This window comes from Bradyrhizobium sp. NAS96.2, from assembly GCF_001908235.1.
GTDB lineage: Bacteria > Pseudomonadota > Alphaproteobacteria > Rhizobiales > Xanthobacteraceae > Bradyrhizobium.
This window is the reverse complement of the sequence record NZ_LGHK01000148.1, coordinates 16,228-37,977: the sequence shown is the minus strand read 5'-3', so window position 1 is coordinate 37,977 and position 21,750 is coordinate 16,228. Positions and strand designations below refer to the sequence as shown.

The window sequence follows — 21,750 nt, the reverse complement described above, 5'->3', positions numbered from 1 at the left end:
GGCGCGGGCGCCGCGGGTACGGCAGCCGCGGGGCTGTCCGGCGGGCTCTCGTGGCACTTGTTGGCTCGCCACGCCTGATCCGCCAGCCGCTGCTGGGAGTGGATCGAGATCAATTCGTTGCGATACACCATCTCGGAGACCACGGTACCGCCGACGCCGGTTTCCGCCTTGGCCATCAGCCTTTCCTGTTCCGTCGCGCGTGACGCGAGGCTCTTGCGCTCGGTCTCGAGCTGCTTGCAATCATACAGGTCGTATTTGGCGGGATCGGCGAAGGCCGACGGCACGCTGTCGCCGATCTGCGCGCAGCCGGAAACGCCGGCGGCCGAGCCGAGCAGCGCAACGAGAACTGCCGCGCGCAACAGATTCGGGCGGCCTGGGAGACGAGCAGACATTCGGCTTTCTTAATCGGACAGTGTTGAGATTGCCTAAAGCAGCCGCCGGTGTCCGGATTGAGGCTCAATCGCGGCGGCGCGCTGCTTATCCCAATGCTCGGCCGCCGAGGCAAATGGAATTGCAGGCACAGCATAAGCCTTTGAAAGCGCACCTGTTAGCAGCGGATAATGACAATTCCACTCCGCGACCAAACGCGCTAGAAATCGGCGCGCCTGGCGTAATGCGGACGTGGCGGAACTGGTAGACGCAAGGGACTTAAAATCCCTCGACGGCAACGTCATGTGGGTTCGAGTCCCACCGCCCGCACCAACCATCTGACCTGTCGCCTGCCGGCAGGCCGATGATCGTTGCGGGGATGCGCCGTGCGTCGTGCGCGGCGCTACCGCTTCGATTTCCTGGCCTTCGCTTTTTTGGCCTTGGCCTTCGTTGCCTTTGCCGGCTTCTTGGCCTTGGCCTTCTTCGCAGATTTCTTGGCCGACTTCTTGACTGACGCCTTGGCGGTTCGCTTGGCGGCGGCGACTTTCTTGGGGGCCTTCTTGACGGCCTTCTTCTTTGCAGTCCCGCCAGCTGAGCTGACCTGTTGCGCCGCGCCCCCGCCGCCGCCTGCGCGTGTCGGACGTGGCGGCACCGGCTCCTCCATCCAGAAGTCCAGCTCCTGCTCCTTGCCGCCGCCGGGCTTCCAGCCGTCGAGCGAATAGATCTGATCCGCATTGCCGCCGCTGCCGAGATAGCCGCGCCAGGAATAGTGGTCGTAGACGCCGTTGATGTGCAGCGCATAGGCCTGCGCGAGCTTCTTGTTGCCGCGGATGATCACGAGATTCTCGTCGTTCTTCTCCGAGGCGGCGACGGAGAAATTGTGCGATCCGGTGATGACGGCACAATTGTCCGAGAACGGATCGATCACGATGGTCTTGGAGTGCACGATCGCGATCATCCCCGCGTTGCGGATCTGCGAGACGCTGAACTCGACATCGGCCCATGACGGCTCGTTCGTGGCGTTGACGCCATGCGGCAACTGGACGTCGTCATGGAAGGATTGCGCCGGTGCGCCTGATTTCACGACCTGACCGCCGACCGAAACGATGTTGCCGTTCTTGCTGGCCATCATCGTCGACACCACGCCGCGGACGTACACGTCGTTCTGCTGTGCGCGGTCGAGCAGCGCGCTCAGCAGCGGCGATTGCCCCGGCATGAACATCAGGAAGAGCGCGCCGTCCTTGGCGTTCTTGATCAGGTCCAGCACCGGCTTGAACTCCGCCTCGCCATTGCTCGCCGCGAAATAGACCGAGATGTCGCTGTCGCTGGTCGGAGTGGAATTCGACGCCTTCAGGGCGGCCGGCATGGCGTTGCCGGCGGCGACCAGCTTGCCCCACTGGTCGAGGAAGCGCTTGGCGATCGCCGCATTCTCGATGATCAGCACATTGTTGAGCTGCGTGCACAGCCCGGTGGTGGTCCAGTTCGTGCTGCCGGTCAGCACGCGGATGGCGTTGCCATGCGCGTCGCTCTCGACCACGAACTTGTTGTGGACGCTGGGCGACGACCTGCCCGCATTCGACAGATCGCGATGCTTGACCGTCAAGCCGGCGCCACTGAGTTCGCCCGCGATGTTCGGTTTGGTCGCGCTGCCGTTGCCGAGCAGGACGTTGCCGCGGCTGCCGAACGGCTTCAGCGCGCCGACCAGCTCCTCGTCATTCATCTCGTAGATGGCGGCATGCACCTGGCTGCCGCGCAGGTCGGCATCGTGCAGAAAGGCCAGGATCTCGTGCAGGGCGTCGCCGGAAAGGTAGCGCCGCGCCTGGTTGGCCGGATCGGAAAGCCCCTTGACGAAATTGCGCAGCGCGTCGTCGGACGTATCGCCATGCACGAAGCGGCTGACGATCTGGGACATCAGGGTGCCCCGGTTGAAATAGGCCGACAGGCCGCCGCCCGCATCGCCCGAAGCGACCACCGGCGCTGTCCATGCCGTCACCGAGGCAGGATCCGGCGTGAAGGTCCCGTTCGCGCCGTTCTTCATCGCGGTGACGCGGTACGAGACGTTGTCGGTGTCGACGACGCTGTGATCGGTCCAGATGCAGCGCCGGAACGGCGATTGGGTCGAGGAGATGCCGGCGTCCGCCACCGGCTTCTCGCCGGGCTTCGGCGGGATGCGGTTGGACAGCACGGTGGTCTGCTGCGTGATGTTGTTGCGCCGCTCGAGCTGGAACCCGACCCAGTCGTTCGGCCAGGTGTCCGGCTGCCAGGCGATCAGGACATCATCGGCATTCGCATAGGCCTTGACATTGATGGTCATGATAATCTCCCCGAGGCTCGGTGAATCCACAGGTGCGAAACAATGCACGCCGTCCGCGCACCGCTGGAGCGTGCGTCTTCGGACGGCGCCGATCCGGCCGTAGGACGATACCTCGGTAACCCAAGGTAGATTGTGAAATAGACGACAACTTGCCGCGCAAATCGGCGCGGCGCGACCGGCATCAAGCCTTATGCGTGCCCATTGGCATGCCAGGGCGCTCACGGCCTGCTCGCATCACCTCATCGTGTCTTCCGGCTGTGGCGCGGTTCACACGCCGCGATCGCCGACTGTGGTATTGCCGAGGCGTTGGAAAATTCCGGCCGCAGATTTTGCGGCGCTCGCATTCCGAGTTCAATTTCTTTGGAGCTAGGCGATGACGATTGCGGATCGCAATCGGATTGCCGGTCGCAATCAGATTGTTGGCAACACTGCGCCCGATCCTGGCGCTTCCATCCTCGAGCACGGCGACGACGCGGCCCATTGCAACAACGGGCTCAATGCGCAGAGATTCCTCGACGCCCCGCCTGACGAGCGCGCGATCTACCAACGATGGATCCGCGGCGCGATCGTGTCGTGCGTCGTGCTGGCACTTGCCGCCGGCGCGGCGGTCTGGATCAACGGCGGCAGCGCCGGACAGACGCAGCTCACGAGCCTGTCGAGCGCGGGCAGCGCGAAGTCAGGCCACACGCCTTAGCGGCCGCCGGTTCGGTCCGATCAGTGCTCGATGTCGTCATGCCCCAAGCGGCGCATGACCCGCCGCGACAGCCACACCTGACGCGCAGCGGCGAAACGAAAATGGCCGGGGAGCCCCGGCCATTCCGTTCTGCATCAAGCCGCGCCTACTCCGACTTGTCGACATTCCAGAAGATCGGGGTCGCGGGACCGTCGAGCACACCCGACAGCGACTTGCGCCAGCCGCTCGGGACCTGGAACTGGCCGAGCGGAATGTAGATGACCTGATCATAGGCCTCGGTCTGGATCTCGGTGGCGAGCTTCTTCTTTTCATCGGCCGAGCCAGCACGCGCAAACTTGTCACGCAGCTCCTCGATCTTCGGGTCCTCGGCCCAGCCGAACCAGCCGCCATTCTTGCCGCGTCCAGTGATCGACGCGTTGACGATGGGATCGGAGACGTCGGCCGCAACCCAGTTGGTGAAGAACATGTTCCAGCCGCCTTCCTTCGGCGACTTCTGGCTGGCGCGGCGGGTCACCACGGTCTGCCAGTCGGTGGCCTGCAAGTCGACCTTGAAACCGGCATCGCGCAGCTGCTGCGCCGCGACGACCGGTTGCGCCTTGAGCGTAGTGACGTCGCCGGGAGCCATGATCACGACTGGTGTGCCGTCATAGCCGGACGCGGCGAGTGCCTTCTTGGCCTCCGCCATGCCGTTGCCCTTCACCAAGGTCTCGGCGCCGACCTCGGTCTCCAGCGGTGTGCCGCAGACAAAGAAGGCACCGCAGATCGTCTGGTACTTGGCGTTGCCGACCAGCGCATCGAGCACGTCCTTCTGGTTGATCGCCAGGAACGCGGCGCGGCGCACCTTCGGATTGTCGAACGGCGGATAGAGGAAGTTCATGCGTCCGAGGGTTTGGAAGCCGAACTTGTTCAGCACCTCGATCTTGAGATCCGAATTGGCCTCCAGCACCGGCAACATGTCGTATGGAAGCTGCTCCATGAAGTCGATGTCGCCGGACTGCAGCGCATTCACCGCGGTCTGCGCATCAGCCATCGTGATCCACTCGACGCGGTCGACCTTGACGACCTTGCCGCCTGCGGTCCAGCTCGCCGGCTCCTTGCGCGGCACGTAGTCCTTGTTCTTCTCGTAGACCGCCTTCACGCCCGGCTGGAATTCCGCCTGCACGAATTTGAACGGCCCGGAGCCGATCTGTTCCGGGATCGGCTTGTCCGGCGGCGTCTCGGCAAGACGCTTCGGCATCATGAACGGCACGCGCGACGACGGCTTGCCGATCGATTCCAGCACGAGGCCGTAGGGCTCCTTCAGCTTCAGCGTGATGGTCTTGGCGTCGGTCGCCTCCAGGCTCGCGACGAAGTCCATCAGCTTCTGGCCCATGCCGTCGACCTTGCCCCAGCGCTGCAGCGAGGCAACGCAGTCTTCCGCGGTGACCGGCGTGCCGTCATGCCACTTCAAGCCGTCGCGCAGCGTGAAGGTGTAGGTCAGCTTGTCGTCCGACACCTTCCAGTCGGCCATCTGCGGCTGGATCTTGAAGTTGGCATCCGTCGCCAGCAGCGTGTCATAGATCATGTAGCCATGATCGCGGGTGATGTAGGCGGTGGTCAGGATAGGATCGATGACGCGCAGATCCGAGTGCATCACCGCGGTGATGGTCTTGCCCGCGGCCATGGCCTGCGGCGCAAAGGACAATTCCTGCGGCGCGAATGACAGCGCGATCGCCGCCAACGCCGCCGCGAGCGTGCGGCGCTTCCAACGCGAGATAGGGTACATGCAATCTCTCCTGACGTGTAACTGGTCAAAGCCGGCTTATTCGTTATGCATGCGGTTCGTTATTTAGGCGAACTAACATGCTGTATGGCTTGTGAAATCGAGACTTGCACCAAGCGCAAAGCGCGTCAATCGGTTTCGGGCGGGATCGGACGTACACAAACGAATGAGGCCGCACGCGCGATTTTGGCTTTACAAAATCGTCGACTGAGATTTTCGTGAGCACCGCGCGATGCCGGCGCCGTCAGAACAACAAGAGAGAAAAACGATGAACCCAGCCAATCTCCCCTTTGATTCCGAAGCGATGCTGCAGGGCCTGCGCAGCTGGGTGGAATGCGAAAGCCCGACCTGGGATGCGCGCGCGGTCGAGCGCATGCTCGATCTCGCCGCGCGCGAGATGGCGATCATGGGTGCGACGATCGAACGCATCGCGGGACGCCAGGGCTTTGCCGGCTGCGTCCGCGCCCGTTTTCCTCATCCGAAACAAGGCCAACCCGGCATCCTGATCGCCGGCCACCTCGACACCGTGCACCCGGTCGGCACCATCGAGAAGCTGCAATGGCGGCGCGACGGCAACAAGTGCTTCGGGCCCGGCATCTTCGACATGAAGGGCGGCAACTACCTGTCGATCGAGGCGATCCGGCAATTGGCCCGCGCCGCCTTCACGACGCCGCTGCCGATCACCGTGCTGTTCACGCCCGATGAAGAGGTCGGCACGCCGTCGACGCGCGACATCATCGAGGCGGAAGCCGCGCGCAACAAATACGTGCTGGTGCCGGAGCCCGGCCGGCCGAACAACGGCGTCGTCACCGGCCGCTACGCGATCGCGCGCTTCAACCTGGAAGCAACCGGCAAGCCGAGCCATGCCGGCGCGACGCTGTCGTCCGGCCGCTCCGCGATCCGGGAAATGGCCCGGCAGATCATTGCCATCGACGGCATGACCACCGAGGACTGCACCTTCTCGGTCGGCATCGTGCATGGCGGCCAATGGGTCAATTGCGTCGCAACGACCTGCACCGGCGAAGCGCTCAGCATGGCCAAGCGCCAGGCCGATCTCGATCGCGGCGTCGAGCGCATGCTGGCGCTGTCCGGAACCGCCAACGACGTCAGCTTCAAGGTGACGCGCGGCGTCACCCGCCCGGTATGGGAGCCGGATGCCGGCACCATGGCGCTGTATGAAAAGGCAAAAGGCCTCGCAGCGGCGATGGGCCTCGATCTGCCGCACGGCAGCGCCGGCGGCGGATCGGACGGCAACTTCACCGGCGCGATGGGGATCCCTACCCTCGACGGCCTCGGCGTTCGCGGCGCGGATGCGCATACGCTCAACGAACACATTGAAGTCGACAGCCTCGCCGAGCGCGGCCGCCTGATGGCGGCACTGCTGGCGACACTCGACTGACGTCGATTGCACTGCACAACACGTTGGCACTGCCGGATCGAAATTTAGCCTTGTCCATTTTTGAGGCTTCGCCTACGGTCCGGCCGTCCAACGCGACGACGCGGGAGAGATCGAAGCAACAACATTCGTGTTGTTGCCTCGGCGCCGACGGAGCAACCGCCCCGGAAACTCTCAGGCAAAAGGACTGTATCGTCAGGACGATCTGGAGAGAGACGGACACGACCACTCATCGAGGGCCGTGACGTCCACCGAAGGGGATAGTTCGCTTCCGGGCGCAGGCCCGGTGCGGATCAAGCTCTCAGGTACCGTGACAGATGGGGCGTCGAAACGACCGGTTTCACCGGTGGTTCGGCGACTCTAACAACACGGGAGCCTGAAGACCATCATGCCACACATTGCGATCATTGGCGCCGGCATCACCGGCGTGACGACGGCCTATGCCCTGCTCGAACGCGGCTACCGCGTGACTGTCCTCGACAGGCATCGCTACGCCGCGATGGAAACCTCGTTCGCCAACGGCGGACAGCTTTCCGCCAGCAATGCGGAGGTGTGGAACAGCGCCGCGACCATTCTCAAGGGGCTGCGCTGGATGCTCAGAAGCGACGCGCCGCTTCTGATGAACCCGAAGCCGAGCTGGCACAAATATTCCTGGATCGGCGAATTCGTCGGCGGCATCGCCCGCTATCGCGCCAACACCATCGAGACCACAAAACTCGCAATCGAAGCGCGCAAGCATCTGTTCTCGATCGCGCAGCGCGAGAACATCGCCTTCGATCTCGAGCGCCGCGGCATCCTGCACGTCTATCACGACAAGGCCGGCTTCGAGGCCGGCCTGCGCGTCAACACGCTGCTGCAACAAGGCGGGCTCGACCGCCGGCCGGTGACGGCGGACGAAATCCACAGCATCGAACCCGCGCTGCAGACGGCCTGCTACGGCGGCTTCTTCACGCCGTCGGACGCGACCGGCGATATCCACAAGTTCACGCGCGGCCTCGCCGAGGCCTGCATCCGTCGCGGCGCGGCTTTCATCCATGAAGCCGACGTCGACACGATCGCGCGTAGCGACGGCGGCTTCCGCATCGGCTGGAACGACGTCGCTTCGCATGACGCCGGCCTCGCGCCACGGCACGAGTTGCAGGCCGACGGCATCGTCATCTGCGCCGGCGTCGCGAGCCGCCACTTCGCAGGCCTGCTCAACGATCGCGTCAACGTCTATCCGGTGAAGGGCTATTCGATCACGGTGCAGCTCGATGCGCCGCAAAGCCGGGAGGCCGCGCCGACCGTCAGCCTGCTCGATGAAGCCGCGAAGATCGTGACCAGCCGGCTCGGCGCCGACCGCTTCCGCGTCGCCGGCACCGCCGAGTTCAACGGCTTCAATCGCGATATCAGGGCCGACCGCATCCAGCCGCTGGTGGATTGGGTGCGGCATCATTTCCCCGGCATCGATACGTCGAAAGTCCTGCCGTGGGCGGGTCTGCGCCCGATGATGCCGAACATGATGCCGGTGGTTCGCGCCGGGCGGATTCCAGGCGTGTTCTACAACACCGGGCACGGTCATCTCGGCTGGACGCTGTCGGCGGCCACGGCGCAAATGATTGCCCAGGCAATCGATGACTGGCGCGACCTCGAGACGCCGCCGATGGCGCCGGCGCTTGGTGCCGGGCTCGACGATGTATCCGCTCATTCTCGCAAAGCCGAAATCAATCCACCTTCCGGTGGACTGCTTCGAACGTCATCGGAGGAATGATCGCGCCAACAGGACCGACTAGCTGCACCGCAAAAACCGCAGCACCGATGGCATGGGACTTGCTGAAGTTCTCCAGTGTGTCCGCTACCATCTGTGCTACGGTCTGGTGTGCAACGGTCCCGCTGGGGACTTCATCGACCACAACCCAACGGATCCAATTTGCTCGGATATCTGCTTCGCCGCATCCTCGCCGCCATTCCCGTGATGGGCGTGGTGGCTCTGTTCGTGTTCCTGTTGCTGCGGCTGACGCCGGGCGACCCGGCCGCCATTCTCGCCGGTGACAATGCGACGCCCGAACAGCTCGATCGCATCCGCACCTCGCTCGGTCTCAACGAGCCGATCTACATCCAGTTCTACACCTGGGTCGCCAAGCTGCTGCACGGCGACCTCGGCGTCTCCCTGATCTCGAACAAGCCGATCCTCGAGATGATCGGCCCGCGCCTCGAGCCGTCGATCTCGGTCGCGCTGGCCACCATCATCCTCTCGATCCTGGTCGCGGTGCCGCTCGGCGTGATCGCGGCGTGGAAGCACGGCACCTGGATCGACCGCTTCGTGATGGGGCTGTCCGTGCTCGGCTTCTCGGTGCCGGTGTTCGTGATCGGCTATGTGCTGATCCAGGTGTTCGCGATCGACCTGCGCTGGGTGCCGGTGCAGGGCTTCAAGAGCATCTCGGCCGGCTTCGGTCCGTTCTTCGAGCGCCTCATCCTGCCGACCTGCACCCTCTCCTTCATCTATGTCGCGCTGATCGCGCGCATGACGCGGGCCTCGATGCTCGATGTGCTGGGTGAGGACTACGTGCGCACCGCGCGCGCCAAAGGCATCGGCGAGGCCGGCGTGCTGCTGCGCCATGCGCTGCGGAACGCCGCGGTGCCGGTCATCACCGTGATCGGCTCCGGCTTCGCGCTGTTGATCTCCGGCGTCGTCGTCACCGAGAGCGTGTTCAACCTGCCCGGCATCGGCCGCCTCACCGTCGATGCGGTGCTGGCGCGCGACTATCCGGTGATCCAGGCCATGATCCTTTTGACGTCGGGTATCTATGTCGCGGTCAATCTGTTGATCGACCTCGCCTACACCCTGCTCGATCCTCGTATCCGGTACTGAGCAATGGCGATCGAAACCCTTCCCGAATCCACTATCCCCGTCACCCGGCCGTTCCGCGTCAAGTTCGGCTTCCTCACCTCGACGCCGATCATCGCGGTTGCGACGATCTGCCTCGTCCTCATCATCCTGATGGCGATCTTCGCGCCGCTCCTTGCGCCCCATGATCCACTCTTGCTGACGCCGGCGCAGCGGCTGAAGCCGTCGAGCGCGCAATATTTGCTCGGCACCGACGCCTATGGACGCGACCTGCTGTCGCGCATCATCTACGGCGCGCGGATCTCGCTGGTGATCGGGCTCGGCGCCGCCGTCTGCTCGATCGGCGTCGGGCTCCTGATCGGCATCGTCGCCGGCTTCTTCCGCTGGGTCGATGCGGTGATGATGCGCGTGATGGACGGCCTGATGGCGATCCCCGCCATCCTGCTCGCGATCGCCGTGGTGTCGCTGTCGGGCGCCAGCATCTGGACCGTGATGGTCGCGATCACCATCCCCGAGATCCCGCGCGTGGCGCGGCTGGTGCGCTCGGTGGTGCTGACCGCACGCGAGGAGCCTTATGTCGAGGCCGCGATCTCGCTCGGCTCGAGCCTGCCCAAAATCATGTGGCGGCATTTGATGCCGAACACGATCGCGCCGCTGATCGTGCAAGGCACCTATGTTTGCGCATCCGCGATCCTGACCGAGGCGATCCTGTCGTTCCTCGGCGCCGGCATCTCGCCGGAGACGCCGACCTGGGGCAACATCATGGCCGAGGGCCGCGCCTATTTCCAGGTCAAGCCGTCGCTGATCTTCTGGCCGGGCCTGCTGCTCTCGATCGCCATTCTCAGCATCAATCTGATCGGCGACGCCGCCCGCGACGCGCTCGATCCCCGCATGAAGCAGCGTGAGGGCAAGTGACCACAACGAACTCTTCCAACGTCGTCCTCGACATCAACAACCTCGTCGTCGGCCTCGGCCGCAAGGCGGATGCGCATCGCATCATCGACGACCTGTCGCTGCAAGTGCACGAAGGCGAGACGCTGTGCCTGGTCGGCGAAAGCGGCTCGGGCAAGTCGGTGACCTCCCTGACCACGATGGGCCTGCTGCAGAAGGGCACGCTGGTGCCGTCGGGCGGCAGCATCAAACTGGTCGGCGAGGAACTGCTCACCGCCAGCGACCGGCGGCTGCGGCAATTGCGCGCGACGCGGATGGCGATGATCTTCCAGGAGCCGATGACCGCGCTCAATCCGGTGGTGCCGGTCGGCGGCCAGATCGACGAGGTGCTGCGCGCCCATACAGATCTCGACTCCCGCGCGCGGCGCCGGAAGATCCTGGCGATGATGGAGCATGTGCGACTGCCGGACGTGGAGCGCATCTTCTCCTCCTACCCTCACCGCCTCTCCGGCGGACAGCGCCAGCGCATCATGATCGCGATGGCACTGGTGCTGGAACCGAAGCTCCTGATCGCGGACGAGCCGACCACGGCGCTCGACGTCACCACCCAGAAGCAGATCCTGACGCTGATCCGCGACCTGCAACGCGATCACGGCACGGCTGTTCTGTTCATCACCCACGATATGGGCGTGGTGGCCGAGATCGCCGACCGCGTCGCGGTGATGCGGCACGGCCGTCTGGTCGAAGCCGGTCCGCTGCAGGACGTGCTGCGCACGCCGAAGATGGAATACACCCGCAACCTGTTGTCCGCCGTGCCGAGCCTCGTGCCGCGCGCGCCACGCCCGGATACGACCGAGCCGGTGGTGCTCGAGGCCAACGAGCTCAGCAAGATCTATCGGGAACGATCGCTGTACGGCAAAGCCCGCGAGGTCGCTGCCGCCAGCAACGTCACCCTCACCTTGCGCAAGGGCCGCACGCTCGGCATCGTCGGCGAAAGCGGCTCCGGCAAATCGACGGTGGCGCGCTGCATCGTCCGCCTGATCGATCCGACCTCGGGCGGGGTGCGGCTCGCCGGCCGCGAGATCTCCGACCTGTCGCGCCGGCTGTTGCAGCCGCATCGCCAGAAGATCCAGATCATCTTCCAGGACCCCTATCGCTCGCTCAATCCGCGCGTCACCGTCGGCGAGAGCATCGCGGAGGGTCCGATCAATTACGGCATGCCGCGCAAGGACGCGCTGGCGCGGGCCCGCGAGCTGCTCGAGCTCGTCCATTTGCCGCCCGATGCGATCTCGCGCTATCCGCACCAGTTCTCCGGCGGCCAGCGCCAGCGCATCGCGATCGCGCGCGCGCTGGCGCTCGATCCCGACGTGCTGGTGGCGGATGAAGCGGTATCCGCGCTCGACGTCTCGGTGCAGGCGCAGGTTCTGGATCTGCTCGACGAAATCCAGCGCCGGCTCGGCATCGCGCTGTTGTTCATCACGCATGATTTGCGCGTCGCCGCACAAATCTGCGACGACGTCGCTGTGATGCAGCGTGGACGGGTCGTGGAACAGGGACCGGCCGCCGAGGTGCTGACCAATCCGCAACAGGCCTATACCCGTGCGCTGCTCGAGGCTGCGCCGGGGCGCGGCTGGGACTTCGCCAACTTCCGCCCGGTTTCGGAAGGCATTGTGGCAACGGCTTAGGTCTTTAGCCTTAGCCTGAACTGTGGGCCTTTCAATACGCCCATAGGGCATGCAATTCCGGCAGTGCTCGCCGACTTGCGCTTGGCGCGACGACACGCTTAACGTCGCGCGCCAGAGCGCGATCCGGAAGAGGCGAACCGGCTTTCGAACGATCATGCTCAAGCTCAGATGACGGATGATGCGATTGCTTCCAAATCGCTTCATCATCGAAGAAACCTGTCGAGACCTTGATGACCCGCATTGCCGTTGGCGGCTTCCTGCACGAGACCAACACCTTCGCGCCGACGAAGGCAACCTATGACGACTTCGTGCACGGCGGCGGCTGGCCGTCGATGACGCATGGCGCCGACGTGCTCAAGGTCATGCGCAAGATCAATGTCGGCCTCGCCGGCTTCGTCGAGGCCGCGGAAGCCAATGGCTGGGAGCTGGTGCCGACGATCTTCGCCGCGGCGAGCCCGTCGGCGCATGTCAGCAAGGATGCATTCGAGCGGATCGTCACGGAAATGGTCGACGGCATTGTCGCGGCCGGGCCGATCGACGCCGTCTATCTCGACCTGCACGGCGCCATGGTCACCGAGCATCATGATGACGGTGAAGGCGAAACCCTCGCCCGCGTGCGCAAGGCTATCGGCCCGGACCTGCCGCTGGTGGTGAGCCTCGATCTGCACGCCAACGTCTCGCCCAAGATGATCGAACATGCCGATGCGCTGATCGCCTACCGCACCTACCCGCATGTCGACATGGCCGACACCGGCCGGGCCTGCGCGCAGCATCTGGCGCTGCTGCTCAAGTCCGGGCAGCGGTTCGCAAAGGCATTCCGGCAATTGCCATTCCTGATCCCGATCAGCTGGCAATGCACCAACGACCAGCCCACCAAGGACATCTATCAAAAGCTCGCGGCGCTGGAGAGCGACGCGGTGCCGACACTGTCGTTTGCGCCGGGCTTCCCGGCGGCCGATTTCAGGGATTGCGGACCGAGCGTGTTCGCCTATGGCCGGACGCAGGCCGATGCCGATGCGGCCGCCGACAAGGTCGTGGCCCTGGTCGAGAGCCATGAGGACGATTTCGACGGCCGGATCTATTCGCCCGATGAAGGCGTGCAGCTGGCGATGGAACTGGCGAAGTCGGCGAGCAAGCCGATCATCATCGCCGACACCCAGGACAATCCCGGCGCCGGCGGCGATTCCGACACGACCGGCATGCTGCGCGCGCTGGTGCGCAACCGAGCGAGCGCCGCAACGGGCGTGATCTACGACCCGCAATCGGCGAAGACCGCGCATGCGGCGGGGGTCGGGGCATCAGTCACGCTCGAGCTCGGCGGCAAGTCCGGCATTCCCGGCGACGCGCCCTACCGGGAGACTTTCGTCGTCGAGAAACTGTCGGACGGCAAGTTCGTGGCGCCCGGCCCCTATTTCGGCGGCCGCGACATGGATATCGGCCCTTCGGCCTGCCTGCGGGTCGGCGACGTCCGCGTCGTCGTCGGCTCCTACAAGGCCCAGCTTGCCGACCAGTCGATGTACCGCTATGTCGGCATCGAGCCGACCGCGCAGAAGATCCTGGTCAACAAGAGCTCGGTGCATTTCCGCGCCGATTTCGAACCGATCGCCGAGAAACTACTGATCTGCGCCGCGCCCGGCGCAATGCCGGCCGACACCGCCACGCTGCCGTGGAAACATTTGCGGCCGGGCATTCGTATCAAGCCTAACGGCCCCACTTTCACACCCACCTCCCCATCACGCACAAACGGATAGAGAGCCATGCCGACCATTGAGCGCATCGACAGTTTTGCCGACGAACTCACCGCCATCAGACGGGATCTGCATGCGCATCCCGAGATCGGCTTCGAGGAGGTCCGCACCTCAGGCATCGTCGCCGAGAAGCTGACGAGCTGGGGCATCGAGGTGCATCGCGGCCTCGGCGGCACCGGCGTGGTCGGCGTGCTCAAGGGCAAGGGCAACGGCACCAGGAAGATCGGCCTGCGCGCCGACATGGACGCGCTGCCGATGGAGGAGAACACCAATCTGAAGTGGCGTTCGATCATCCCCGGCCGCTTCCACGGCTGCGGCCATGACGGCCACACCACGATGCTGCTCGGCTCGGCGCGCTATCTTGCCGAGACCCGCAATTTCGACGGCACCGTGCATTTCATCTTCCAGCCCGCCGAGGAAGGCCTCGGCGGCGCCCGCGCCATGATCAAGGACGGCCTGTTCAAGCAGTTCCCCTGCGACGAGGTCTACGGCCTGCACAACGCGCCCGACCTCAACCATGGCGAGATCGCGATCCTGCCGGGCCCGGCGATGGCCGCGGCCGACTTCTTCGACATCAGGATCCAGGGCTATGGCGCCCATGGCGCGATGCCGGAACGTTCCAAGGACGCGGTGGTGATCGCAATGACGCTCGGACAGGCGCTGCAGTCGATCGTCAGCCGCAACGTCGATCCGCTGGAGGCAGCGGTGCTGTCGATCACCCAGATCCATTCCGGTTCGGCCTACAACGTCATTCCCGGGGATGCCTGGATGTGCGGCACGGTGCGCTGCTTCTCCGAGGAAATCCGCGGGCTGATCCGCAAGCGCATGCGCGAGATTTGCGCCGGCTTCGCCGCCGCGTATGACGCCGAAATCTCGGTTGAGATCCGCGACGGCTTCAGCGTGCTGGTCAATCAGGAAGAGCAGTCCCGCGTGGTCGAGGAAGTCGCGCGCACCGTGGTCGATCCGGCCAAGGTAATCACCCGCTCGACGCCCAAGATGGGCAGCGAGGATTTCGCAGACATGATGCAGGCCGTTCCCGGTGCGTATTTCTGGGTCGGTCATGACGGTTCAGTGCCCGTGCACAATCCCGGTTACGTTCTCGACGACAAGATCCTGCCGATCGGCGCCAGCATGTTCGCTCGCATCATCGAGAAACGCATGCCGGCAGGTGCGCATGCATAAGCCGAAAGGGGACGCCATCACGTCGCTGCACGATCTCTCGGCCGTCGATTTGCTCGCCGGCTATCGTGCCAAGCAGTTCTCGCCGTCCGAAGTGCTCGAGGAAATCATCTCCCAGGTCGCGACCTGGGAGCCGCATATCAAGGCGCTGTACCTGTACGACCCCGAAGGGGCGCGCAAGGTCGCCAAGGCCTCGACCGAGCGCTGGCAGCAGGCCGAGCCGGCCGGCACGCTCGACGGCGTGCCCGTCACCATCAAGGACAACGTCGCGACCAAGGGACAGCCGGTGCCGCTGGGCACGATGAGCGTCAAGCTCGCGCCGGCGGAAAAGGATGCGCCGCCTGCCGCGCGGCTGCGCGAAGCCGGCTGCGTGATCTTCTCCAAGACCACGATGCCGGATTACGGCATGCTGTCGTCGGGGCTATCATCGTTCCATCCCCTCACCCGCAATCCCTGGGATGTCAGCAAGAACCCCGGCGGCTCGAGCTCCGGCGCGGGCGCGGCCGGTGCTGCCGGCTACGGCCCGCTGCATCTCGGCACCGATATCGGCGGCTCGGTGCGGCTGCCGGCCTCCTGGTGCGGCCTCGTCGCGCTGAAGCCGAGCCTCGGCCGCGTGCCGATCGACCCGCCTTATGTCGGCCGCGTCGCGGGACCGATGACCCGCACCGTCGACGACGCCGCGCTGATGATGAGCGTGCTGTCGCGCCCCGATCGCCGCGACGGCATGAGCCTGCCGGCGCTCGAGGTGAACTGGAAGGCGCTGGAGAAGTCGCCGCGCAAGTTGCGCATCGGGCTGATGCTCGATGCCGGATCCGGCCAGAAGGTCGAGAAGGACGTTCGCGAAATCGTCGTCAAGGCAGCGAAGGCATTCGAGTCCGCCGGCGCTGTGATCACCGAGATCGACGGCATCCTCACGCCTGACATGCTCGAAGGGCTCGACAATTTCTGGCGTGCGCGAACCTGGGACGAGCTGTCGAAATTGTCTGCGGCCGATCGCGGCAAGACGCTGCCCTACATCCTCGACTGGGCCGAGGCCGGCGCAAAACTCTCCGGTGTCGACGTGGTGCGCGGCTTCAACCAGACGATGGCGATCCGCGCCGCCGCCGCAAAGCTGTTCTGCGAGGTCGACTACGTGATCTCGCCGGTGTCGCCGGTCGTGAACTTCCCCGCGGAGTTCGCAGCACCGCTCAACGACCCGGCGAAGCCGTTCGAGCACATCTGCTTTACCGTGCCGTGGAATATGTCGGAGAACCCGGCGCTGTCGATCAACGGCGGCTACGACAAGAAGGGTTTTCCGATCGGCGTCCAGATCATCGGCCGCCGCTTCGACGACATCGGCGTGCTCGGCATGGGCAAGGCGTTCGAAGGCCTGCGCGGCCCGCAAAAGCCGTGGCCCACGCCGCCGAAGAAGTAGCGCCTCAGCGCAAGTGGGGATGCGCGGGGCTCAGCCTGCGCATCCGACTTCTTCACAAGGGATGATTACCGGGTTAACTGAATGGAGACGCGCGCCAGCGCCGTTCATTCAAGAAAACCGAGAGGAAATCATCCCCATGGCGTATGAGACGATCAAGTACGAGGTCGCCGAGCAGATCCTGACCATCACGCTGAACCGGCCCGACAAGCTCAACGCCTTCAACGCGACGATGCAGCAGGAGCTGATCGACGCGTTCGACAAGGCCGACAAGGACGACGACGTCAGGGCGATCATCGTGACCGGCGAAGGCCGCGGCTTCTGCGCCGGCGCCGATCTCTCCTCCGGCGCCAACACCTTCGACCGCGATGCGCGGCGCGGCCCGGTCAAGCGCAATGCCGACGGCAGCGTCGACTACAGCGATCCGCAGGTGCGCGACGGCGGCGGCCAGGTGACGCTGCGCATCTTCAAGTGTCTGAAGCCTGTCATCGCCGCGGTGAACGGTCCGGCGGTCGGCATCGGCGTCACCATGCAGCTGGCGATGGATATCCGCATCGCGTCGGAAGCCGCGCGCTTCGGCTTCGTGTTCTCCCAACGCGGCATCGTGCCGGAGGCCGCCTCGAGCTGGTTCCTGCCGCGCATCGTCGGCATCTCGCAGGCGCTGGAGTGGTGCTACTCGGGCCGCGTGTTCCCGGCGCAGGAAGCGCTCGCCGGCCGGCTCGTCAGCAAGGTGGTGCCGCCGGACGATTTGCTGCCGACCGCGCGCGCGCTCGCGAAGGAATTCGCCGCCAAGACCGCGCCGGTGTCGGTGGCGCTGATCCGCCAGATGATGTGGCGCATGATGGGCGCCGACGATCCGATGGAGGCGCACAAGGTCGACAGCCGCGGCATCTATGCCCGCGGCCGCTCCGAGGACGTCAAGGAAGGCGTGGTGTCGTTCCTGGAGAAGCGCCCGGCGCAATTCAAGAACAAGGTCTCGTCCGACATGCCCGACTATTTCCCGTGGTGGCAAGAGCGCGACTATAAGTGAACGAACGGCGTCAAGCGGCGTCCACACCTGACGGCGTCGTCCTGCTGCATGGCATCAGCAGGACGGCGCGCTCGTTTCGCAGGATGGAGCTGGCGCTCGGCGATGCCGGCTTTGCCACGCTTAATCTCGACTATGACAGCCGGCGCAAGCCCCTCGACGCGCTGGCCGAAGACATCCACCCCTCGCTCGATCACTTCGCGCAGGGCCTCATTGGCTCCGTGCATTTCGTCTGCCATTCGATGGGCGGCCTGCTGGCCCGCGTGTACCTCGCGCGACATCGCCCGGCGCGGCTCGGCCGCGTCGTGATGCTGGGCACGCCGAACGGCGGTAGCGAGATTGCCGATCGGCTGAAGAACCTCGCCGCCTATCGTGCCTACTTCGGCCCGGCCGGCCAGCAGCTCGTCACCCGCCGCGATGCCGCGACCAGTGCGTTGCTGCCCACAATCGATTATGAAGCCGGCATCATCGCCGGCAACCGCTCGGTCTATCCGATCACCTCGATGGCCCTGCCGCGGCCGCATGACGGGAGGGTGTCGGTCGCCAACACCAGGCTCGACGGCATGGCCGATCACATCGTGATCCCCACCTCGCATCCCTGGCTGGTGCGCAACAGGGAGGCGATCGCGCAGACGATCGCCTTCCTGCGCGATGGGCAGTTCGCAAGGATGCGCTGATCACGCAGCCTTGATGCTGCCGATGAAGCTTTCGACCTGGCTGCGCATGCGTTCCGACTGGCGCGACAGCTCTTCCGAAGCGCCGAGCACCTCGCTGGCGGCTGCCCCGGATTCCTCCGCCGCCCCGGTGACCGCACCGATATTGGCCGAGATATCGCCGGTTCCCTTGGCCGCATGCTGAACGTTGCGCGCGATCTCCTGGGTCGCCGCGCCCTGCTGCTCGACGGCGCTGGCGATCGACGAGGCGATCTCGTTGATCTCGTCGATCGTGACGGTCATGCCACGGATCGCGGTGACGACATCGCCTGACGTCGCCTGGATCGCGCCGATCTGCGCCCGGATATCGTCGGTCGCCTTGGCGGTCTGCTCCGCAAGCGTCTTGACCTCGGCGGCAACCACGGCGAAGCCGCGGCCGGCGTCACCGGCGCGCGCCGCCTCGATCGTGGCATTGAGCGCCAGCAGATTGGTCTGGCTCGCGATCTCGCTGATCAGCTTGACGACGTCGCCGATCTTCTCCGCGGCGGCGGAGAGCCCCTGCACCGTCTCGTTGGTGCGCCGCCCGTCGGCCGCCGCGCGCTGCGCGATTTGCGCCGACTGCGTCACCTGCCGGCCGATCTCACCGACCGAGCCAGACAACTCCTCGGTCGCGGCGGCGACGGTCTGCATGTTGCTCGACGCCGCCTGCGTGGCGCCCGCGACATTCGCGGCCTGTTCGCTGGTCTTGCCGGCGCTCTTGCTCATCTGCGCAGCCGTCGCCTCGAGTTGTGCCGACGCCGATATCACGGCATCGATGACCGCGCCGATATCGTCGTGGAACTGGTTGGTGAGGTCGCCGACGCGCGCCACGCGGGCCGCACGCTGGTTGACGGCCTCGCTATCCCTAGCGGCGAGCTCGGTGGAGCGGATCATGCTTTCCTTGAAGAACTGCACTGCCCGCGCCATCACGCCGATCTCGTCGCCGCGATCGGTGGCGCCGACCCGGAGATCGAGGCGCCCTTCCGCCAGCCCGGTCATGTCAGAGGCGAGCGCATGGATCGGCAGCGTGATGCTGCGCGCCATCGCCAATATGGCGAGCAATCCCGCGAGCAGCGCCAGCAGCATCATTCCGGCGACGACGGCGAGGCTCACGGTCGCCTCCGCCCTCTTGTCGGCCATCAGCCGCGACAATTCGGCAGCAAGGCCGTCCTCGACCGTCTTGAGCATGTCGATGCGGACGGTGGCGGCGTCGAACCACGATTTGCTGTCGAGCGACTTGAAGTCGCCTGTGAGCCCGCCCTGCTCGACCGTTTTGCGCATGGCGTTGAACGTGTCGATGGCGCTACCCGACATCGTTCGGGTGAACAGCTCACGCGCCTCCCGCGACGCGGCCGCCCGGAACGCGCTGAAGAAGCTCTCCTGCGCAGCCGCAAGGCCAACCGCGCGAACATAGAGCTGCGGCTCGAAACGGCCCGCCGCAATACCGCCGGCAACGGTCGCGCGCTCCTGCCCGGCGCGCTCCTTGCCTTCGATCAGATCGGCGTAGGCGGCGATGGATTTCGAGATATCGTCATCGCTGCTGAGCTTGGCAATGCCGGTGATGACCGTGATCAGCCGGCCGATCGTATCGGTGAGGTAGCCGATGGCTGCCGGCGGCGCGACCGCAAGGCCATCGATGTCGGTGCGGCGCTGGTCGAGCTGACCGAGACCGTCCTGGGCCGCCTGCGCGACCGCGGCCAGGCCACCGGCTCCCGGCGCCTTCAGCTCTGCGAGCACCGATGCTGCGACCGACCGCTCCGCGTCGGTGCGCTTACGCTGCTCGGCAAGCTCGGTTCGCATCTGCGCGCCCTTGCTGCCGAGATAGGCCGACGACAGGCCGCGCTCGCGCTGCAGCTCGTGCACCAGTCGGCTGAGCTTGCCGACGCCCTCGGCGATCGGCTGCATCCGGGCGATGTCAGACCGAACCGACCACTTCGCCGAGATGTCGTAGATTGCCAGCGCCGCAAATGCGATCAGCGGCAGCAAGGCGGAGAAAGCAATGCGATAAAGTATCCTGGTGTTCTTCAACATGACTCAACCCCCGGTTGGATCATGCCTACATTCGATTGGTAAAAAAGCCCTACGGCAGCGCCGCCGAAATTTTGGGCAGACGCTGTGCACAACGAGTGCAAAGGGCGTAGTTCTACCGAGTGATCAGCGCCACACGCCCGATCGCCTTGCGCTCGATCAAGAGGCGCATCGCATTCGCAAAATCCTCCAGCGGCAGCCGGTGCGAGATATTCGGCCGCACCCGGCCGGCCTCGGCCCATTCGCTCAGCGCCTTGAACCTGACCTCGCCGAGCGCGGGATCCTTGCGCACCGCCTCACCGGCACGGACGCCGAGCACGCTCGCGCCCTTGATCATCAACAGATTGGTCCGGGCGAGACCGATACCGCCGGTGAAGCCGACGACGAGAATCCGCGCGCCCCAGTTGATGCAGCGCATCGAGTTCTCGAACACCTCGCCGCCGACGGGATCGAACACGACATCCGCACCGCGACCGTCGGTGAGGCGCTTGACCGCATCACGGAACGACTCGCGCTCATAGAGCACGAGATGATCCGCGCCACGTTCTTTCGCAATCGCAAGCTTCTCCTCCGATGACGCTGCCGCGATCACGGTGGCGCCGAGCAGCTTGCCGATCTCGACCGCGGCAAGCCCGACGCCGCCGCCGGCGCCATGCACCAGCAGCACCTCGCCCGGCTTGATCTGCCCGCGGTCGATCAGCGCGTGATACGCCGTGCCGTGCGCGGCAAGGAAGGTCGCGCCTTCCGCATAGTCGAAAGTCGACGGCACCGGCACGAGCTGCGACGGCACAGCAACCGTCTCGTCGCAATAGGCGCCGAAGCGCATCTTGACGATCACCTTGTCGCCGACGGCGACACCGGCAGCGTTATTGACCTCGACGACATCGCCGGCGGCCTCCGAGCCCGGCGTGAACGGCAGCGGCGGCTTGAGCTGGTACTCGCCGGCGGCCATCAGGATGTCGGGGAAGTTGATCCCGGCGGCACGGATCGCAACACGCACCTGCCCCGGCTGCAAAGGCACCGAGGCAAAACTCTCGAGCTGAAGACGCTCGGGCGGGCCGAGCTCGCGGCAGACAACGGCTTTCGGCATCAGGCGGCCCGTGCCTTGAGACGGGCCAGCGCCTCACGGATCAGCGGCAGGCGGTCGTTGCCGAAATACATGTCAGTCTTGTCGAGATAGATCGTCGGCGAACCGAAGCCGCCGCGCGCCATCACCTCCTCGGTGTTGGCCTTGAGCTGATCCTTGATCGCCTGGTCGCCGATGCCGGCAAGGAATTTTGCCGGATCAATCCCGAGCTTGGTACAAATCTCGGTCAGCACCGCATCCTGCGAGATGTCCTTGTCGTCGCCCCAATAGGCCTCGAACACCGCGCGCGCGAACGGCACCATCTTTTCGTTGCCGAGCCAGATGCAGCCGCGCATCGCCTTGACGCTGTTCACCGGGAATACGGTCGGCGGCATCTTGATGGCAAGGCCGGCCGAGCGCGCCCAGTCGGCAAGATCTTTCTTCATGTAGCGCGCCTTCAACGGCACCGGCTTCTCGCGCTGCGCGTAAACAGACGGATTGACGGTGTTGAAGATGCCGCCGACCAGGATCGGCCGCCAGGTGATCTCGGCGCCGAACTCCTTCGCCAGCGGCTGGATGTTGTGCCAGGCGAGGTAGGTCCACGGACTGGAACAGTCGAAGAAGAATTCGATCATGGCGTTTCCCTTTGTCTTTTCCACGC

At 65.1% G+C, this 21,750-nt stretch carries 17 protein-coding genes, 1 tRNA gene and 2 riboswitches; of the genes, 12 read left to right on the top strand and 6 right to left on the bottom strand.

The window, feature by feature from the left end:
- Positions 1-392: twin-arginine translocation pathway signal (locus AC628_RS28555; RefSeq protein WP_074130114.1), on the bottom strand; the 392-nt coding region annotated here is incomplete at its 3' end.
- A 223-nt stretch (positions 393-615) separates the two neighbouring features.
- On the opposite strand from AC628_RS28555, the gene AC628_RS28550 reads away from it, so the two are divergent.
- A tRNA-Leu gene (locus AC628_RS28550) sits at positions 616-702 on the top strand.
- A 70-nt stretch (positions 703-772) separates the two neighbouring features.
- Here the strand turns inward: AC628_RS28550 and AC628_RS28545 are convergent.
- Positions 773-2,683, bottom strand: a complete 1,911-nt coding sequence (locus tag AC628_RS28545; protein ID WP_074130110.1) for a phospholipase D-like domain-containing protein — start codon at positions 2,681-2,683, stop codon at positions 773-775.
- 373 nt (positions 2,684-3,056) lie between these two features.
- Here AC628_RS28545 and AC628_RS28540 point away from each other — a divergent pair, with 373 nt between their 5' ends.
- On the top strand, positions 3,057-3,377 hold the full coding sequence (locus tag AC628_RS28540) for a hypothetical protein (RefSeq protein ID WP_074130109.1): 321 nt from the start codon (positions 3,057-3,059) through the stop codon (positions 3,375-3,377).
- Positions 3,378-3,522: 145 nt separating this feature from the next.
- Here AC628_RS28540 and AC628_RS28535 read toward each other — a convergent pair whose 3' ends face one another.
- Positions 3,523-5,142 carry an ABC transporter substrate-binding protein gene (locus tag AC628_RS28535; protein ID WP_074130108.1) on the bottom strand — a complete coding sequence of 540 codons (1,620 nt, stop codon included), beginning with the start codon at positions 5,140-5,142 and terminating at the stop codon, positions 3,523-3,525.
- A 265-nt stretch (positions 5,143-5,407) separates the two neighbouring features.
- Here AC628_RS28535 and AC628_RS28530 point away from each other — a divergent pair, with 265 nt between their 5' ends.
- The 10 genes from AC628_RS28530 to AC628_RS28485 all read left to right on the top strand — a co-directional run bounded on the left by AC628_RS28530 (position 5,408) and on the right by AC628_RS28485 (position 17,980).
- Positions 5,408-6,538, top strand: coding sequence for a M20/M25/M40 family metallo-hydrolase (locus tag AC628_RS28530; protein WP_074130107.1), 1,131 nt, complete (start codon positions 5,408-5,410; stop codon positions 6,536-6,538).
- A 91-nt stretch (positions 6,539-6,629) separates the two neighbouring features.
- Positions 6,630-6,735: riboswitch (glycine riboswitch) on the top strand.
- A 3-nt stretch (positions 6,736-6,738) separates the two neighbouring features.
- Positions 6,739-6,854: riboswitch (glycine riboswitch) on the top strand.
- A 69-nt stretch (positions 6,855-6,923) separates the two neighbouring features.
- Positions 6,924-8,285, top strand: coding sequence for a D-amino acid dehydrogenase (locus AC628_RS28525; protein WP_074130106.1), 1,362 nt, complete (start codon positions 6,924-6,926; stop codon positions 8,283-8,285).
- Positions 8,286-8,444: 159 nt separating this feature from the next.
- On the top strand, positions 8,445-9,386 hold the full coding sequence (locus AC628_RS28520) for an ABC transporter permease (protein ID WP_074130105.1): 942 nt from the start codon (positions 8,445-8,447) through the stop codon (positions 9,384-9,386).
- Between the two features lie 3 nt (positions 9,387-9,389).
- Positions 9,390-10,277, top strand: a complete 888-nt coding sequence (locus tag AC628_RS28515; protein WP_074130104.1) for an ABC transporter permease — start codon at positions 9,390-9,392, stop codon at positions 10,275-10,277.
- Entirely contained in the window at positions 10,274-11,938 is a 1,665-nt protein-coding gene (locus AC628_RS28510) for an ABC transporter ATP-binding protein (protein ID WP_074130103.1), read from the top strand. The genes AC628_RS28515 and AC628_RS28510 overlap by 4 nt, the downstream gene beginning before the upstream one ends.
- 230 nt (positions 11,939-12,168) lie before the next feature.
- Entirely contained in the window at positions 12,169-13,689 is a 1,521-nt protein-coding gene (locus tag AC628_RS28505) for a M81 family metallopeptidase (protein ID WP_074130102.1), read from the top strand.
- Between the two features lie 6 nt (positions 13,690-13,695).
- Positions 13,696-14,868: a M20 aminoacylase family protein gene (locus AC628_RS28500; RefSeq protein WP_074130101.1), complete on the top strand. Its 1,173-nt coding sequence runs from the start codon at positions 13,696-13,698 to the stop codon at positions 14,866-14,868.
- Positions 14,861-16,279, top strand: a complete 1,419-nt coding sequence (locus tag AC628_RS28495) for an amidase (protein ID WP_074130100.1) — start codon at positions 14,861-14,863, stop codon at positions 16,277-16,279. The genes AC628_RS28500 and AC628_RS28495 overlap by 8 nt, the downstream gene beginning before the upstream one ends.
- 136 nt (positions 16,280-16,415) lie before the next feature.
- The gene (locus AC628_RS28490; protein WP_074130099.1) at positions 16,416-17,306 is read left to right on the top strand and encodes a crotonase/enoyl-CoA hydratase family protein; all 891 of its coding nucleotides are present in this window, start codon (positions 16,416-16,418) and stop codon (positions 17,304-17,306) included.
- Positions 17,303-17,980, top strand: a complete 678-nt coding sequence (locus tag AC628_RS28485; RefSeq protein WP_074130098.1) for an alpha/beta hydrolase — start codon at positions 17,303-17,305, stop codon at positions 17,978-17,980. The genes AC628_RS28490 and AC628_RS28485 overlap by 4 nt, the downstream gene beginning before the upstream one ends.
- Here AC628_RS28485 and AC628_RS28480 read toward each other — a convergent pair whose 3' ends face one another.
- From AC628_RS28480 to AC628_RS28470, 3 genes are all read right to left on the bottom strand, one after another.
- Positions 17,981-20,026, bottom strand: a complete 2,046-nt coding sequence (locus AC628_RS28480) for a methyl-accepting chemotaxis protein (RefSeq protein WP_074130097.1) — start codon at positions 20,024-20,026, stop codon at positions 17,981-17,983.
- A 112-nt stretch (positions 20,027-20,138) separates the two neighbouring features.
- Positions 20,139-21,113 carry an NADPH:quinone oxidoreductase family protein gene (locus AC628_RS28475; protein WP_074130096.1) on the bottom strand — a complete coding sequence of 325 codons (975 nt, stop codon included), beginning with the start codon at positions 21,111-21,113 and terminating at the stop codon, positions 20,139-20,141.
- The gene (locus tag AC628_RS28470; RefSeq protein WP_074130095.1) at positions 21,113-21,724 is read right to left on the bottom strand and encodes a 2-hydroxychromene-2-carboxylate isomerase; all 612 of its coding nucleotides are present in this window, start codon (positions 21,722-21,724) and stop codon (positions 21,113-21,115) included. Before AC628_RS28470 ends, AC628_RS28475 begins: the two co-directional genes overlap by 1 nt.
- Positions 21,725-21,750: the final 26 nt, after the last annotated feature.

What these genes read in the sequence shown, in the direction of transcription:
- AC628_RS28545 (WP_074130110.1), bottom strand. Translation starts at nt 2,683, where the DNA reads ATGACCATCAATGTCAAGGCCTATGCGAATGCCGATGATGTCCTGATC.
- AC628_RS28540 (WP_074130109.1), top strand. Translation starts at nt 3,057, where the DNA reads ATGACGATTGCGGATCGCAATCGGATTGCCGGTCGCAATCAGATTGTT.
- AC628_RS28535 (WP_074130108.1), bottom strand. Translation starts at nt 5,142, where the DNA reads ATGTACCCTATCTCGCGTTGGAAGCGCCGCACGCTCGCGGCGGCGTTG.
- AC628_RS28530 (WP_074130107.1), top strand. Translation starts at nt 5,408, where the DNA reads ATGAACCCAGCCAATCTCCCCTTTGATTCCGAAGCGATGCTGCAGGGC.
- AC628_RS28525 (WP_074130106.1), top strand. Translation starts at nt 6,924, where the DNA reads ATGCCACACATTGCGATCATTGGCGCCGGCATCACCGGCGTGACGACG.
- AC628_RS28515 (WP_074130104.1), top strand. Translation starts at nt 9,390, where the DNA reads ATGGCGATCGAAACCCTTCCCGAATCCACTATCCCCGTCACCCGGCCG.
- AC628_RS28505 (WP_074130102.1), top strand. Translation starts at nt 12,169, where the DNA reads ATGACCCGCATTGCCGTTGGCGGCTTCCTGCACGAGACCAACACCTTC.
- AC628_RS28500 (WP_074130101.1), top strand. Translation starts at nt 13,696, where the DNA reads ATGCCGACCATTGAGCGCATCGACAGTTTTGCCGACGAACTCACCGCC.
- AC628_RS28495 (WP_074130100.1), top strand. Translation starts at nt 14,861, where the DNA reads ATGCATAAGCCGAAAGGGGACGCCATCACGTCGCTGCACGATCTCTCG.
- AC628_RS28490 (WP_074130099.1), top strand. Translation starts at nt 16,416, where the DNA reads ATGGCGTATGAGACGATCAAGTACGAGGTCGCCGAGCAGATCCTGACC.
- AC628_RS28480 (WP_074130097.1), bottom strand. Translation starts at nt 20,026, where the DNA reads ATGTTGAAGAACACCAGGATACTTTATCGCATTGCTTTCTCCGCCTTG.
- AC628_RS28475 (WP_074130096.1), bottom strand. Translation starts at nt 21,113, where the DNA reads ATGCCGAAAGCCGTTGTCTGCCGCGAGCTCGGCCCGCCCGAGCGTCTT.
- AC628_RS28470 (WP_074130095.1), bottom strand. Translation starts at nt 21,724, where the DNA reads ATGATCGAATTCTTCTTCGACTGTTCCAGTCCGTGGACCTACCTCGCC.